Here is a 15409-nt window from a genome sequence, read left to right as displayed (position 1 = left end):
AAAAGCCCCGATGGTTTCCATCGGGGCTTTTCTTTTAACCAAAATTAATGTTAGCAATTCTTAAAACAATCCTTCAATAGAGAGGTAACGCTCTCCTGTATCGTAATTAAAGGTAAGTACAGTAGCCCCGTCAGGAATTTCAGCCAGCTTTTTGTTCACAGCCGCTAATGATGCTCCTGTAGAAATACCTGAGAGTATACCTTCGGTTTTTGCAACGTTTCGGGCAAAATCAAATGCCTCGTCTTTCCCCACTGTAATTACACCGTCAATAAGATCATTTCTGTAAATAGAAGGCACAAACCCTGCCCCTATTCCCTGTAAAGGATGAAGTCCCGGGTCACCACCACTTAATACCGGAGAGGCTTCCGGCTCAACAGCAAACACTTTAAGATTAGGGAATTTCTGTTTTAAAATATCAGCCACACCTGTTATGTGTCCGCCTGTACCCACGCCCGTTATCAGGTAGTCAATTCCTTCAGGGAAATCAGCCAGGATTTCCTGAGCGGTGGTCTTGCGGTGAATATCAACATTCGCCTGATTATCAAACTGACTTGGCGACCACGCATTTGGCGTAGACTCTGTTAATTCCCTTGCCTTTTCAATAGCCCCTTTCATACCCTTTTCACGTGGAGTAAGTTCAAACTCGGCACCATAAATAGACATTAGCTTCCTGCGTTCCACACTCATCGACTCAGGCATTACAAGAATAAGCTTGTATCCTTTTACTGCCGCTACAAACGCCAGCCCGATACCCGTGTTACCCGAAGTAGGTTCAATAATAACACTATCCGGCTTTAAAAGCCCCTTAGCCTCGGCATCTTCAATCATTGCCAGTGCAATCCTGTCTTTAATACTGTTCCCCGGATTATTGCGTTCAAGCTTAATCCATACGTTTTTGCCTTTAAACAGCTTGTTAAGTTGTACGTGAGGGGTATTACCTATAGTTTCTAAAATATTATTTGCTTTCATATCTATGCTCTTTTATATTACAAAATTTAATGGTTCAGGAAATGTTTCCTTAGATTTTATTGTTATTTCACTTTTATGATATACCAGAGAATGTGCCGGTATTGAGTGGGTAAGCCAAACGTTACCTCCTATTACAGAATCGTTACCCACTACGGTATTACCTCCTAAAATAGTGGCATTGGCATAAATGGTAACATTGTCACCTATTGTAGGGTGTCGCTTTACCGATGCTTCCTCCTTGTGCACACTAAGCGCACCAAGTGTTACTCCCTGATAAATTTTTACGTCGTTACCTATTACTGATGTCTCTCCTATTACGATACCTGTACCATGATCTATAAAAAAACGGTCACCTATCGTTGCACCCGGGTGAATATCAATACCTGTTTTACCATGTACATATTCACTTATGAGCCTTGGTAACACAGGCACATCATTAACCCAAAGCTCATGCGCAACACGATAAATCGCTATTGCAAAAAAACCCGGATAAGATACCAGTACTTCGGTTCTTGACTTGGCTGCGGGATCAAAAGCAAAAATTGCCTTAAGGCTATCTTCCATCTTTTGGTGCAGCACTACCACCTTTTCCTTAAGATAGTTTATTAACGGTTGTATTCTCTCTTCCTGCAGCCCCGAAAGGCAAAGCAGGTCAGATAGTACTCCGTCCAGCTCTTTTTCTTTATTTAAAAAGAAATCATAATCGGTAAACTGCGGCCCTATGCAAAACAGCCACTGAAAAAATTCTTCTGTCCAGTACCCTGTTTTCTGTTTATCGGGCAACACCCCCGATTTCAAATAATTTGCGGTATAAACGGGATGCTTCATATATTAGTTATTAAAAGGCTATAAATAAAAAAGGCTCCTCGTGGTAACGAGGAGCCTTTAACTGTTTACTGTTTAGGAATGAACCTAATTGTCGTGCACAGTTAATGCATCCCCGTATAAAGGGAAACACATACACTCCGTACACTTGTTTGTTAAAACTGCCATATATTCTTTTGTGCATAACAAATATAATTAAATATTTTTATTAGTCTACCAATTTAGTAGATTTTTAAGATTATTTTTTTTCGGTTCACTTTCATACATTTGCACACCTGCATTAAATATGAAAAAAGTACTTGTAATAGATAACTACGACAGCTTTACGTATAACCTGGTACACTATCTGGAAAGTTTGGATTGTGAGGTTACCGTTATAAGGAACGATGAACTCCTTATTGAAGATGTTGAAGGTTTTAATAAAATCCTTTTATCACCCGGTCCGGGTCTCCCTGCAAATGCCGGATTACTGGAAAATATCATAAAAAAATATGCTCCTTCTAAAAGTATACTGGGCGTTTGTTTAGGGCAACAGGCTATTGGCGAAGTTTTTGGCGGAAAGCTCATAAACCTCGATACGGTATACCACGGCGTAGCCACTACAATAACTATTATAGCAGAAGACGAACCCCTTTTTAAAGGGCTTGATAAAAAAATTTGTGTGGGGCGCTACCATTCCTGGTGCGTGGATAAAGAAGATTTTCCTGAAACACTGGAAATAACTTCTCTGGATGAAAACGGACAAATAATGTCACTACGTCACAAGGGGTATGACGTGAGGGGCGTGCAATTCCATCCTGAATCGGTACTGACTCCTAACGGGAAAACAATACTTAAAAACTGGTTAGAGATTTAATTAGGAATCTGCCTTAACCTTAAGCTAATTATAATCGCAAATATCAGGATACCTAATCCAAATATTATACGACCATGTTTCCTTTCAACGTCTGTGTAACTAAATACACTTACACCTCCGGGCATTTGCTTTTGGGAATTCCACATCAAAAAGCCAATCACTATACCGGCTACACCTCCTAAAAGTGCCAAAACATATCCGGCAAGAATATGTACTATCTGGTTCGTTTTTGGCTTAGCTGTGTTTTTAGCTTTTTCCTGTTTTATACTATACAGGGTATCGGCATCAGTGGGCATTCCTTTTTCATGAAGTATCTTTTTCGCGAGCATAAAATCAAAGTCACTCCAAACATCCTTATTAATCAGGATGTCATACAACTGCGGAGTTGAGTAAGAGTATAAACAATAGTCACCTGCTACCTCCCCTACCATTTGCTTGGTTTTTTCCTCCAGTAACCTTGTGGCATTTTTAAGATCGGTAGTAATTACCTTAACCTCAAAATCACCAACAGGAGAGTCGTGATTGTCGTTTAAAAAGCTTCTGATTTCATTTTTGCACAAAAAGCGCTTCAGTTCTTTTGCCTGATCGAAATCAGGAAAAGTCTTTAAAGTAGTAAAAGTTCTTTTCATTTGGTTTATATAGATGGTGGTTCTCCAAATATAGGAAAAACCTCCTAAAAACCTCATTTACATATCAGATAACCAATAATTTAAAGAAAACTTATAGATAAGTTTTAACAAAACCTTTCTATATGCGGATTTCCGTAAAATTAAAATCCTCAAAAAGGTTGTAAAATAATTTTAACAATTATTTTGTATTTAAAATAGTACTAAAATATAACTCCTTAAACAAGTAATAAAGTGAACTTTAAGACGTATACAAATTAAATCGGTATAAAAGAGAGATAACCGTAACTATAATACCTATACAAAATATAGTAAAACCATGGCTTCTTCCTTTTTCAGTATAGCTGTATACCGATTTACCATCAGGAAGTGAGTTTTTAGATTTCCATAACATATACCCAATAATAATTCCTATAAAACCTCCCAATAAGCTCAAAATATAACCTGCTACCATCCATACCTTTTCATTGGGATCTTTTTTAGCAATATCAGCAATCCGTTGTTTTTTAAGGCTGCTTATCATATCCTCATCAACAGTTTTACCCCTTTCGGTTAAAAGCTTTTTAGCCAGCAAATAATCAAACTCATTCCATTCATCCTGTTTTAATAAAATATCATACAATTCTTCATTGGTAAATGTGAACAGATAATAATCAGGATCAATATTATTTAACATCCCTGCAGATCTCTTTTCAACCAGTACTGTAGCCTTTTCAAAATCTTTCTGCTTAATTTTCACTTCATAATCGGTCATTGGAGTGCCTACTATAAAGCTATCTACCGAGGGTTCATTATCTGCCAGATAACACTCTATATTATTTTTCAGCAAAAACTCTTTAAGTTCATTAGCCTGAACCACGTCAGGGTACTTTTTAAATGTTACTATTTCACTCATTATTGTTGGTTTGTAAAAACAAATATAACAGTATTTTTTTGTGCAGTGCCTTGCAATATTTTCCTTAATTTTACCCTTAAGCAAATACACTACAAATGCCCGATACTATTACATTACTATTCGCCTTTATTATTGCCTTAGCTTTAGGAATTTACTTAGGAAGGATTTTATTTTCTTCGAAATCATCTTCAGACAAAAAAGTACTCGAAGAACGCAACAACAGCCTGATGCTTACCATTGAACAGCTTAAACAGCAGGCCGTAAACGAAAAAGGTGTTTTAGAAAAACAAATTACCCAGATAATTACCGAACGTGACGATTTAAGAACGGCAAAAGACGCCCTTACCGTACAGCTTACCAAAAAGGAAACCGACTTTGACAACCTTATGGAACGCATGCGCGAACAAAGAAAGGAAACCGAAGAGCTAAGGGAAAAATTCACTCAAGAATTTGAGAATCTTGCCAATAAGATACTGGAAGAAAAATCCAATAAATTTACCGAACAGAATAAGGAAAACCTTAAAAATATACTTTCCCCATTACAGGAAAAAATCCATTTGTTTGAAAAGAAGGTTGAAGATACCCATAAAGAAAGTATTGACTACCACGCTGCACTGCGCCAACAAATATTAGGGCTTCGTGAAATGAACGAGCAAATGAGCCGTGAAACCCTTAACCTTACCAAGGCACTTAAAGGTGACTCTAAAATGCAGGGTAACTGGGGCGAACTTATACTGGAACGCGTACTGGAAAAATCGGGTCTTGAAAAAGGACGTGAGTACGAGGTACAGCAAAGTCATGTTAATGAGGAAGGAAACCGAATTCAGCCAGATGTGGTGATAAATCTCCCGGATGGTAAGAAAATGATTGTTGACTCTAAGGTTTCACTTGTAGCTTACGAGCGTTATGTAAATGAAGAAGATGAAACTCTAAGAATTGTTCATCTAAAAGAGCACGTAAGTTCTATCAAAAGACATGTAGATCAGTTAAGTGATAAAAACTACCATGATATTTATAAAATGGAAAGCCCTGATTTTGTATTGCTTTTCATCCCTATAGAACCTGCTTTTGCTATAGCCCTTAATGAAGACACAACTCTATATAACAAGGCTTTTGAACGTAATATAGTAATCGTTACTCCAAGTACCTTACTGGCAACCCTACGTACTATAGACAGTATGTGGACTAACCAAAAGCAACAGGAAAATGCCTACGAAATTGCAAGACAGGCAGGAGCACTTTACGATAAATTTGAAGGTTTTGTGGGCGACCTTATTATGGTAGGCAAACGTATGGACGAAGGTAAAAAAGCTTACGAAGGTGCTATGAATAAACTGGTTAACGGTCGCGGAAACATAATTACCAGTATTGAAAAACTTAAAAAAATGGGAGCTAAAGCTAAAAAAGCGCTTCCTGAAAATATTGTAAACAGGGCACTACTCGCTTCAAATGAAAATGATATTGATGAAGAAGATAATAACGAACTGCCTAACCTGTAACTAATACCATTTTATTATGAATACCAAGCCAAGAAAAGTAAGCACCTCTAAGGTTACTATATCAGAACTGATGTTACCCTCACACTCTAACTTTAGCGGAAAGATACATGGTGGATACATACTAATGTTAATGGATCAGATTGCTTTTGCATGTGCCTCTAAATATTCAGGTCGCTACTGTGTAACTGCATCGGTAGATACGGTAGACTTTCTAAATCCAATCGAAATTGGCGAATTGGTTACCATGAAGGCATCGGTAAACTATGTTGGTAACAGTTCTATGGTTGTAGGTATAAGGGTAACTGCACAAAACATACAAACCGGAGTTGTTAAACACTGTAACTCATCTTACTTTACCATGGTAGCTAAAGATGATGAAGGTAAAAATGTAAAAGTACCTACATTAATACTTTCAGACCTTGAAGAGGTAAGGCGTTTTTATAACTCTGTTAAACGCATAGCGCTTAAAAAAGAAAGAAACCTGCACAGGGAAACTTTTGACCACACTTCTGCAGAAGCTCTTGAAGAATTAAATCAGTATAATGTTAAACTTGCGCTGTAAAGGTGTTTTTTTAAAGTTTTATATATATTTGTTATCTTTTCAACAATTTTAGGATGTAACAAATGAAAAAACAATACTTTTTATATTTAGCTGTAGTTTCTTTATTATTTAGTTTTTTTATTTCATGTGGATCGGATGATAGTGATAACTATTCTGAGATACCGGATGAATCACCGGTAGTATTTGATATTACAGCTGTACCTTATCCTAAATTATCTGATTACAATTTCTTTGAAGGAGAGATGAAAAACCTTCAACCCGTAAAAGGAGTATTACCATACGACCTTAACAGTTCGCTGTTTACAGACTATGCTCTTAAAAAGCGTTTTGTATGGATGCCCGATAATGTAACCGCTACTTATGATACTGATGGTAGTACACTTAACTTCCCTGCAGGCGCAGTACTTATAAAGAATTTTTACTACAACAATGTACAACCTGATAATAGTACCAAAATAATTGAAACCCGTGTACTGATTAAGAAAGAAGACGGATGGATATTTGCTAATTATATATGGAATGACGAACAAACAGAAGCTACCTATAGCCTAAACGGAAATATTGTTCCTATTTCATGGGAGCAGGACGGCGTTACGTTACAAACCAATTACAGAATCCCTTCTGAGCTGGAATGTTTTAAATGTCACCAGCTTTTTGAAGCCAACACACCAATTGGACCAAAACCTCAAAACCTCAACAAAAACTTCAACTTTAATGATGGTAATAGCAATCAGCTGCAAAAATGGGTTGAAGAAGGTTATCTTGACGGTAGTAACCTGCCTTCAGAAATCGTATCAACAGTAGACTGGCATGATGAAACCAAACCTCTTGAAGACAGAGTTAGATCATATCTTGATATAAATTGTGCCCATTGCCACTCTCCTAACACCTATTGTGGCTACACTCCTATGAACTTAGCTTACAGCGCAGGTAATGCCTCAGAAAACTTCGGGATATGTACTCCTCCTTTGGATTTTGCAAGTGGCGGACAGGAGTATATCATAAAAGCCGGAGACTCCAGAAATTCACTTCTGCCTTTCAAAATGGCTAGTCTTGACCCGGTTGAAATGATGCCGCAAATAGGACGTACTCTTAAAGACGATGATGCAGTCCAAATGATTAATGCCTGGATAAACGATATGGAAACTCCATGTGAGTAATTTTATCACACAAAAACATCATTTTAACGCTTTTTTAACTCTAAATGTTTGAAATTTAAGGTTTTATTATATATTTGTTATTTTTAAATAAAAATTGCTTATATAATAATATGAAAAGCCTTACCCTATATATTATTGTGCTATTTAGCACAATAGTTACACTTTTCTCATGCGGAGAAGATGATTCGGGTGAATATTCCGAATTACCGAACACCTCTAAGGTAGTAATGGATCTTAATGCCGTGCCCTACCCTAAACTATCGGATTATAACTTTTTTGAAGGCGAAATGAAAAGCCTTATCCCTGTTGAAGGGGTAATTCCTTACGACCTTAACAGCACACTTTTTACAGACTACGCTTTAAAAAAACGATTTGTATGGATGCCGGAAAATGTAAGGGCATCATATGTTTCAGATACCGATATATTAAACTTCCCTGATGGTGCTGTGCTAATAAAGAATTTTTATTACAACAATGTACAGCCAGATAATAGCACCCGAATTATAGAAACCAGACTAATGATAAAAAAAGACGGCAAATGGACTTTTGCTAATTATGTTTGGAATGATGAGCAAACAGAAGCCTCATTTAGTATGAACGGAAGCTTTACCAATATCACCTGGCAACAGGGCGATGAAACTAAAACCACAAACTACCGTATACCATCAAGAGTTGAATGTTTTACCTGCCATAAATCACAACAGGATTCACTACCTATAGGACCAAAGCCTCAAAACTTAAATAAACTGTTTAATTATAGTGACGGAACAAAAAACCAGTTAACTAAATGGGTTGAGCTGGGTTATCTTGAAAATAATTTACCAACAGGTATTACTACTAGTACAGACTGGACAGATAAAACCCAGCCTTTGGAATTAAGAGTTCGCTCTTATCTTGACATTAACTGTGCCCATTGCCACCGCGAAGGGTCACATTGTGATTATCGCCCTATAAGGCTAGCCTTTAACGAAACTGTTACCCCTTCAAACCTTGGAATATGTATAGAGCCCCAGGAATTTATAAACAACTCCCTTACTCATATCATATCACGAGGCAGTACACAACGATCTGAAATGTATTACAGGTTAAACTCGGTACTGGAAAACGAAAGAATGCCCCTTTTGGGAAGGACGATACAGCATACAGAAGCGCTTGAACTTATGGACGAATGGATTAGCAGCATGGAAGAACCATGCCCTTAAAATTTTAAAAACAAACCAACAACCAAACTAAGCTTATGAAAAGAATTGCTACTCTATTATTAGCTTTTACAGGCTGCTGTAGCCTGTATGCACAGCAAAGCTGTGATGAAGCACTAAGTGTTACAGAAGGACAGTATAATGTCTCTTTTAATGACGGAAGTGAAGTCCCACCAAACTGTATAGATACCGCCATAGCAACTATGGGCGTATGGTATTCCTATACTGCAACTGAGAACCATAACATTAGTATTTCCACTAATGTAGAAGATGTTACAAATACCGATACACGTATAATGCTTTATTCAGGTGACTGCGAAAATCTAACCTGTATAGATGGTGATGATGATAGCGGAGGAAACTTTACCTCATTCATAACCTTCAGTGCTATGGCAGGAGAAACTTTTATTTTTGCTTTTGAAAACAACTGGAACTCTGATGATTTTAGCTTTGTACTAACCGAAATGCCATATAACCCGCCTATGTTTACACCACAGGATGTAACCCTATCGGGAGCATACAAAAACTGTGTAGCAGATTTAAACGGTGATTACCTTGATGACATTGTATCTCCCGTAGAAGGTTTTGTAAATGTACTGTATCAAATGGAAGACGGTACATTTACCTCAGCTCAATTAACAGCACCAAGTACAGTATTTATGCCAGGATGGAGCATGGCAGCAGGTGATTATGACGGAAACGGCTACAATGACCTTCTTTACGGTAACGGATCGGGAGCAGCTATTATGCTGGCAGATAATGAAGGAACTTCTTTTTCAGAAAAAATAGAAAGTAATCCCGAATTTTTCCTTTTCTCACAAAGAACAAACTTTGTAGATATTAACAACGACGGAAATCTGGATGCTTTTGTTTGCCACGATGTACAGCCCAATGTTTACTTTTTAAATAATGGTGAAGACGGATACGAATTTATTCAGGGAGGATTAGGCGATTATCCTGATGGCGGAAACTACGGTTCTATTTGGGTAGATTATGACAACGATAACGACCCTGATTTATTTATAGCAAAATGTCGCGGCGGTGGCAGTATGGCTGCAATGAATGAACTTCATCGTAATGATGGTGACGGAGTGTTTACAATCGTAGCCAGTATTGACACTAATGAATCTAACATGGCCGACATGATCCAAACGTGGTCATCTGCATGGGCTGATTATGATAATGACGGAGATATGGATGCGCTTGTAGGAGCAAGTTCTTTTGCTAATGGCGGACATAAATTTATGGTGAACAATGGCGACGGTACCTTTACAGACGGCACCGAAGGTTCAGGCTACGATGACTTTACAGGAATTAATAATGAGCATGTAGCCCACGATTTTAACAACGACGGTTTTGTAGATGTTTTTGGTGGTGGTAATGCCATAATGATGAACAATGGTGATATGACATTCACACCAATGACGATTGATTTTGGTCATGGTCCTATTGGCGATCTAAATAACGATGGCTTCCTTGATGTATTTACAGGAACTAAAATTTATTACAATAACGGCAACGACAATAACTGGATGAAAATCACCCTTGAAGGTGTAGACAGTAACCGAAACGGTATTGGAGCACGAGTTGAAATACATGCTTCTACCGGAACCTGGACACAGCAAATACGTGATGTAAGAAGCGGAGACGGTTTTAGGTATATGAGTTCGTTAAACGTTCATTTCGGACTAGGATTAACCGAAACGGTAGATCAATTGGTTATTAAATGGCCATCGGGTGTTGTAGATATTGTGAACAATCCGCAGATAAATCAAACTACTCATGTAACCGAAGGTGAAACAGTATTAAGCATATCTGATGTTGAAAACAACCTGTTTAAACTATACCCTAACCCTGCTAAAGATTACATACAGGTAGAAGGTCAGAATATTGAAATAACAAGAGCTCTTATCTATACCGTTAACGGAAGAATTGTAAGCGACAGTCAAATCACTAACAACACTATTTCGGTTCAGGAACTTGCTCAGGGTACTTATGCAGTAATCCTTCAGGATAACACAGGTAAATACCACACTTCAAAAATCATTAAAGAATAACCCCTTTTAATTTTCTATAAAAAGAAAAGCCTGTCTATATAGACAGGCTTTTTCACACACACTTTTTAATCTAGCTAAAAACTGATGTTTTTAATTATTGCTTAACTACCGATATGGTTTTTGTTTGTCCGGCTACCATAACCTTAACAAAATAAGTACCGGCATTATAGTTTTGCATATAAATTTTGCTGTTTGAATTACCTGCATTGTCAGACTGCATTACAAGCTTACCACTCATATCATACACACTAATATTGTCTATAACATCACCGGCATTAATAGTCAAAATATCTGTAGTTGGGTTTGGGTAGTATTCAAATGTTACTTTGTTTACGTCATCAATTCCTAAAATTTGCTGTACCTCAATAGTACCGTTCATGGCAGGGTGAACATTACACTGGTAAGGATTAGATCCTACTTCAGTAAAAGTATAGCTATAGGTTTGTCCGGCACCTGTAATGGTACCACTGTCAAAAGTCTCTGTACTACCGGTTGTAGAACTAACTGTATGTGGCAGGCCATCACTCCATGTCCACTCTACCGTATCTCCCTCGTCTATGGTTAATGATGCATCCTGATTGCTAATCCCCATAGCCCAGTTGTCAATATGGTGTGTAGTTTGTGCCGAAAGGCCAATAGTTACAAATAATGCTGATAAAAGTAAAATTCTTTTCATACGTTTTGCTTTAGGTTGTTAAAACTTGATTTGCTGTAGTTTATATTATAACTTAATTTACCACTACAAAGTAACTTTATAAAAACCTAAAACGTTTTACCTATTTAGTATACGACAGAAAAGACTTAGTAAATAACCAATTTGACTTAGTATTTGTTTAATTCCATTTTATTAAACTTATTGATCTTATCAAGATGAAGTACAGTTGTAGTATTATCGTCGTTCTCGTTGTACATAATCTCAAATTTAGCTCCATACACTATCTCATCAAACAAATAAGAAGTAGTGGTTGCCACAGTAGAACTGAACAAATCATCAAATGCCTTAATGTACACTATAATTTCACCTTCTGCACCGGCAAAATCATTTTCTGTAAAACCATAAAACGGACTATTCTCATCTATAGGATGCACCAGTGTCCAGCTTAAGGTAAGCGAATTGATTTTTTGTAATTCAAGATTAAGGGTATAAAACTTAGTAACCATAATACCATTCTCATTAACACTCATACCCATTGTCATACGGGCCTCAGCATCTATAAGATTAGTATTCTTAAATGGTGCCAGCCTTACCATAAGGGCATTTATATTTTTATATGGAGCGATAAGTGCATTTTGAGAAAACCTTAAAAAAGCCTTTGGCCTACTAAAGCGTCCATAAAACAAACCAGTAGCAATGGCAAAACTAAGCAGTCCGGTTAAAGCCTCGGTAGCAGCAAGTGCACTGGTAAAAAATCCGTTTGGACTAATATGCCCATACCCAACAGTAGTAAAGGTTTGCGCACTAAAAAAATAAGCCTTACCAAATTTAGCCCATTCACTACCTATATTCCCTACTCCGTCAAGGTACTCTAACCCTATTATATAATACAAACTGGCGAATATAAAGTTTATACCTGCATAAAAAGTAAAAAGTACTGCTATAAACTTCCAGCCGCTCATGTTAAGCATCATATGATACCAACTTATACGGTTTAAAAATGAGATACCTCTTTTCTCAATATTAGCCGTACCGTCTTTATTAATAAAGCGTCCGCCATAAGACGAAGGATTACTGCTAAATCCGGTATTGCTGTCAGTCTTCGCTTTTGTATTTATTATTCCTTTAAAAACATTCACTTGTCATAGATAATTGGTTAATCAAAAATAAAAATTTATAACTTATCAAAAAAACAGCATTAAGCAACAAAGTATTGTAAAAAAAATCCTGGTAAAATACATTTTTTTAAGATGAAATTTTATATTTGAATAATAAACCAAACCACATCAAACATGAAAAAACTAAAATTACTTGCTTTTACGCTATTAACTGCATCATTATTTGTAGGTTGTTCGGGAGACGATAGCTCATCAGACGTTAATGACCAGGAACAACAGGGAGCTCCTATGACAGCCAAATTTAACGGACAGCTTAAAGACATGTACAATCCTTTCGGCACTAATGAATCTACTCCCAGTATATTTACTGACTATCCGGATGAAGACTTCATAACATTAAAAGGAAGACCAACAGACAACTATTTTAACGAAATAAACATGTATATTAAAAGAACCGATTTACATGTTGGAAGTTATGATTTTGTTTATGAGGATTATAATAACAGTACTACATTTATTATATGGATAGATAACTCTAACGGAGATATCTATGAACATACTAAAAATGGTAATGTTACAATTACTGAAATAAATACAGAAACTAAATTCGTTAAAGGCACCTTTAACCTAGATGTGGTAGATTTATGGAGCACCACTCCTGATGTGGTTCATACTTCAATTACAGAAGGCACATTTGCTTACTACTACGATGTTGAAGACTAGTTTATAAAAAATAAAAATCCTGCCCAGAGCAGGATTTTTATTTTAAAGACACTCATATAAAATTATCTCTTAATCACTTTTTTACTGGTTACCCCATGAGCAGTGGTAATAGTAACAATATAGATGCCCGACTGATACTGGCTAAAATCTACCTCTACATTAACACCGTTTGTATTCATTGCTTTAATCTGTTTGCCGTAAACATCATAAACAGCAACAGCATCAATATTTTCGGCTGCCTGGATAGTAAGTACATTATTTACCGGGTTAGGGTACAATATAAGCTGCGAAGCCATAACATAATCTGAAACCGAAAGCGAGCTTTCCTCAACTGCTGTCCAGCTTGACGCTAAACTGTTATCTAACGAAGTATCTGTAAGCAGTAGGTAACTTCCGTTTCCATCGGCATCCGGCCACGGACTATCATCATCATATTCAACATCGTCAATAACATTCCCAAAACCATCGGCAAGTACCAGTCGCTGCGTACTGTTAGACAGGTTACGCTCAAACTTACCATAAGGAGCAAAACCATATCTTACTTCAAAAACTTCAGGATTACTGGCGATAAATATCCCCTGCCCTGCTTCCAGTGTGGCATTTGCCGGGAACTGATATGAAATACCCAATTCACGCAGATACACCCCTGTAAGATTTACAGTTTCGTTACCCGCATTTTTAATCTCTATGAATTCCTGATCATCAGACTCCGGAAATTCATCCGACTCTCCCGGATGGTAATTTATCCTGTTTATAACCAGCTGTGGCAAATCAGGGTCATTACAGGCTGTAAATGTCCCTACATGATCTGTCATCCAGTTAATCCTTTCGGCAATAAAAGCTTTAAGCGCAGTAATCTCTGCCGCATGGTTAGGCACAGTACCCCAACGTTGCTGTTCCCTAGCTGCTGCTTCGCTAATAAGGTCTACCGTTTCATCTATGTAATCACTAAGATTATCATAATTTAAAACATTACCGGTAGCGGTAAGCGAGTTCCAGCGTTTAGAGAGGTAACATTTAAACTCGGTATTGGCAAATAACTGTTTCCAGAAACGCGGACCTTCATTATCACCATTATCAAACTGCCAAATATCAGTATGGCTTCTGTCTCCAAACTCATCATGACCAAAGCTCAGGTTAAAATCCCACACAGGTCCTGCCCTTAGCTTACCTCCCCTGTCCTTGTGAAAATAGGTACTTATCTGGTAAGCATCCACATTTGAAGAAAGCTCGTTCAATATCATAAAATCAACAAAAGTAGGCACATCAATTACTGAAGGGTATCCGGTAATGAAATCAGAATCACTGTTATTTGCTGCTGTTTCCAGAGCCGTGAACTGCGAATGTATATAGGTATCCTGCTCTACGGTAACATCTTCCGGTTTAGGAAGCGTATGGATAAAATCGGTGTTTTGTGCGTCCGACTGCATCACCCACGCCACAGGGTCGCCCCCCGTAGTTTTATCAGCCTTGGTAATATAACCTCCTGTTAGATTAACGCCCGATATATCGTCCTCACTTATATCTTCAATATTAATCCTTTTGGAATCGTCTTTCAGTTTTTCCTGCAACACATACAAACCGCGGTAATCACCATTTATCACCACTTCACAATACTGTGTACGTGATGCATACTGACCCATTTGGCGGGATAGGTTATATACAAGGTAATCCCTCATAAGGGTAGCATCAAATGCCAGTCCGTTTAATATCCAATCGTTTTCACTAGGCATGCCCAGTATACTTACATTCTGTTTATCTCCATTGGCATCATAAGTTGTCCATCCGTATTGCTTTTTAGGAAGACTTTGAGAAGTTGATCCGCGAAGTTCAATTTTAATACGGGCATCATAATCCAGAAAATCGGCATTATCCTGATCGGTTATATAGTTACGGGTACCATCGGGATGAAAAATAATTTTCATATCGGCCCATACTTTAGGTTCATCCGGTATGTCTGTCGGCTGTCCGGTGTTGGGGTTAATATCGGTATTAATAATAACGATAGGAAGGTTACTGTCTGTAAAAGTAACCTGGGCAAATGCTATTGCGGGCAGCAATAGCACAAAAGCAAATAAATGCTTGAGTGTAATTTTTAAATTCATGTTTTAACTAGTTGGTTTCGTGTATTTTTAACAAATATATCATAATAACTTAACCACAATTAAACACTCGAATTATTTCTACAAAAAAGCAATGGTAAAAAAGGCGACATTCAATAAAAAAAGCCCGCTAAAAGCGGGCTCTTTATATATTAAGCTAATA

The 15409-nt window shown here is 37.3% G+C and carries 14 protein-coding genes; 7 read left to right on the top strand and 7 right to left on the bottom strand.

The window, feature by feature from the left end; all coding sequences use genetic code 11:
* Window positions 1-60: 60 nt before the first annotated feature.
* Entirely contained in the window at window positions 61-969 is a 909-nt protein-coding gene (cysK, locus tag Q763_RS01880; protein ID WP_035130550.1) for a cysteine synthase A, read from the bottom strand.
* 12 nt (window positions 970-981) lie between these two features.
* Window positions 982-1797 (bottom strand): serine O-acetyltransferase EpsC, encoded by an 816-nt coding sequence (gene epsC / locus Q763_RS01875; RefSeq protein WP_035130547.1) that lies wholly within the window; start codon window positions 1795-1797, stop codon window positions 982-984.
* A 283-nt stretch (window positions 1798-2080) separates the two neighbouring features.
* On the opposite strand from epsC, the gene Q763_RS01870 reads away from it, so the two are divergent.
* Window positions 2081-2650, top strand: a complete 570-nt coding sequence (locus tag Q763_RS01870; protein ID WP_035130545.1) for an anthranilate synthase component II — start codon at window positions 2081-2083, stop codon at window positions 2648-2650.
* On the opposite strand, the gene Q763_RS01865 is transcribed toward Q763_RS01870, so the two are convergent.
* Complete coding sequence (locus Q763_RS01865; RefSeq protein ID WP_157499272.1) at window positions 2647-3279, bottom strand: hypothetical protein; 633 nt, start codon at window positions 3277-3279, stop codon at window positions 2647-2649. The genes Q763_RS01870 and Q763_RS01865 overlap by 4 nt on opposite strands.
* A gap of 238 nt (window positions 3280-3517) precedes the next feature.
* Window positions 3518-4171 (bottom strand): hypothetical protein, encoded by a 654-nt coding sequence (locus Q763_RS01860; protein ID WP_035130541.1) that lies wholly within the window; start codon window positions 4169-4171, stop codon window positions 3518-3520.
* Between the two features lie 95 nt (window positions 4172-4266).
* Here Q763_RS01860 and rmuC point away from each other — a divergent pair, with 95 nt between their 5' ends.
* The 5 genes from rmuC to Q763_RS01835 all read left to right on the top strand — a co-directional run bounded on the left by rmuC (window position 4267) and on the right by Q763_RS01835 (window position 10648).
* Window positions 4267-5670: a DNA recombination protein RmuC gene (rmuC, locus tag Q763_RS01855; RefSeq protein WP_035130539.1), complete on the top strand. Its 1404-nt coding sequence runs from the start codon at window positions 4267-4269 to the stop codon at window positions 5668-5670.
* A gap of 16 nt (window positions 5671-5686) precedes the next feature.
* Complete coding sequence (locus Q763_RS01850; protein ID WP_035130536.1) at window positions 5687-6232, top strand: acyl-CoA thioesterase; 546 nt, start codon at window positions 5687-5689, stop codon at window positions 6230-6232.
* Between the two features lie 62 nt (window positions 6233-6294).
* The gene (locus tag Q763_RS01845; RefSeq protein ID WP_035130534.1) at window positions 6295-7392 is read left to right on the top strand and encodes a hypothetical protein; all 1098 of its coding nucleotides are present in this window, start codon (window positions 6295-6297) and stop codon (window positions 7390-7392) included.
* 110 nt (window positions 7393-7502) lie between these two features.
* Window positions 7503-8594, top strand: a complete 1092-nt coding sequence (locus Q763_RS01840) for a hypothetical protein (RefSeq protein ID WP_035130518.1) — start codon at window positions 7503-7505, stop codon at window positions 8592-8594.
* Between the two features lie 35 nt (window positions 8595-8629).
* Entirely contained in the window at window positions 8630-10648 is a 2019-nt protein-coding gene (locus Q763_RS01835) for an FG-GAP-like repeat-containing protein (protein WP_052123187.1), read from the top strand.
* A gap of 94 nt (window positions 10649-10742) precedes the next feature.
* Here the strand turns inward: Q763_RS01835 and Q763_RS17315 are convergent, their stop codons facing one another.
* Both Q763_RS17315 and Q763_RS01825 read right to left on the bottom strand, forming a co-directional pair.
* Window positions 10743-11324, bottom strand: a complete 582-nt coding sequence (locus tag Q763_RS17315) for a T9SS type A sorting domain-containing protein (RefSeq protein ID WP_052123186.1) — start codon at window positions 11322-11324, stop codon at window positions 10743-10745.
* A gap of 146 nt (window positions 11325-11470) precedes the next feature.
* Window positions 11471-12442, bottom strand: a complete 972-nt coding sequence (locus Q763_RS01825) for an ion channel (RefSeq protein ID WP_052123185.1) — start codon at window positions 12440-12442, stop codon at window positions 11471-11473.
* 153 nt (window positions 12443-12595) lie between these two features.
* Here Q763_RS01825 and Q763_RS01820 point away from each other — a divergent pair, with 153 nt between their 5' ends.
* Window positions 12596-13144, top strand: coding sequence for a hypothetical protein (locus Q763_RS01820; protein ID WP_035130515.1), 549 nt, complete (start codon window positions 12596-12598; stop codon window positions 13142-13144).
* A gap of 62 nt (window positions 13145-13206) precedes the next feature.
* Here Q763_RS01820 and Q763_RS01815 read toward each other — a convergent pair whose 3' ends face one another.
* Window positions 13207-15249 carry a CotH kinase family protein gene (locus Q763_RS01815; protein WP_035130512.1) on the bottom strand — a complete coding sequence of 681 codons (2043 nt, stop codon included), beginning with the start codon at window positions 15247-15249 and terminating at the stop codon, window positions 13207-13209.
* Window positions 15250-15409 lie beyond the last annotated feature (160 nt).

The sequence above is a fragment of the Flavobacterium beibuense F44-8 genome (genome assembly GCF_000769915.1).
GTDB classification, from domain to species: domain Bacteria; phylum Bacteroidota; class Bacteroidia; order Flavobacteriales; family Flavobacteriaceae; genus Flavobacterium; species Flavobacterium beibuense.
This window is presented reverse-complemented; position numbering and strand designations above follow the sequence as displayed.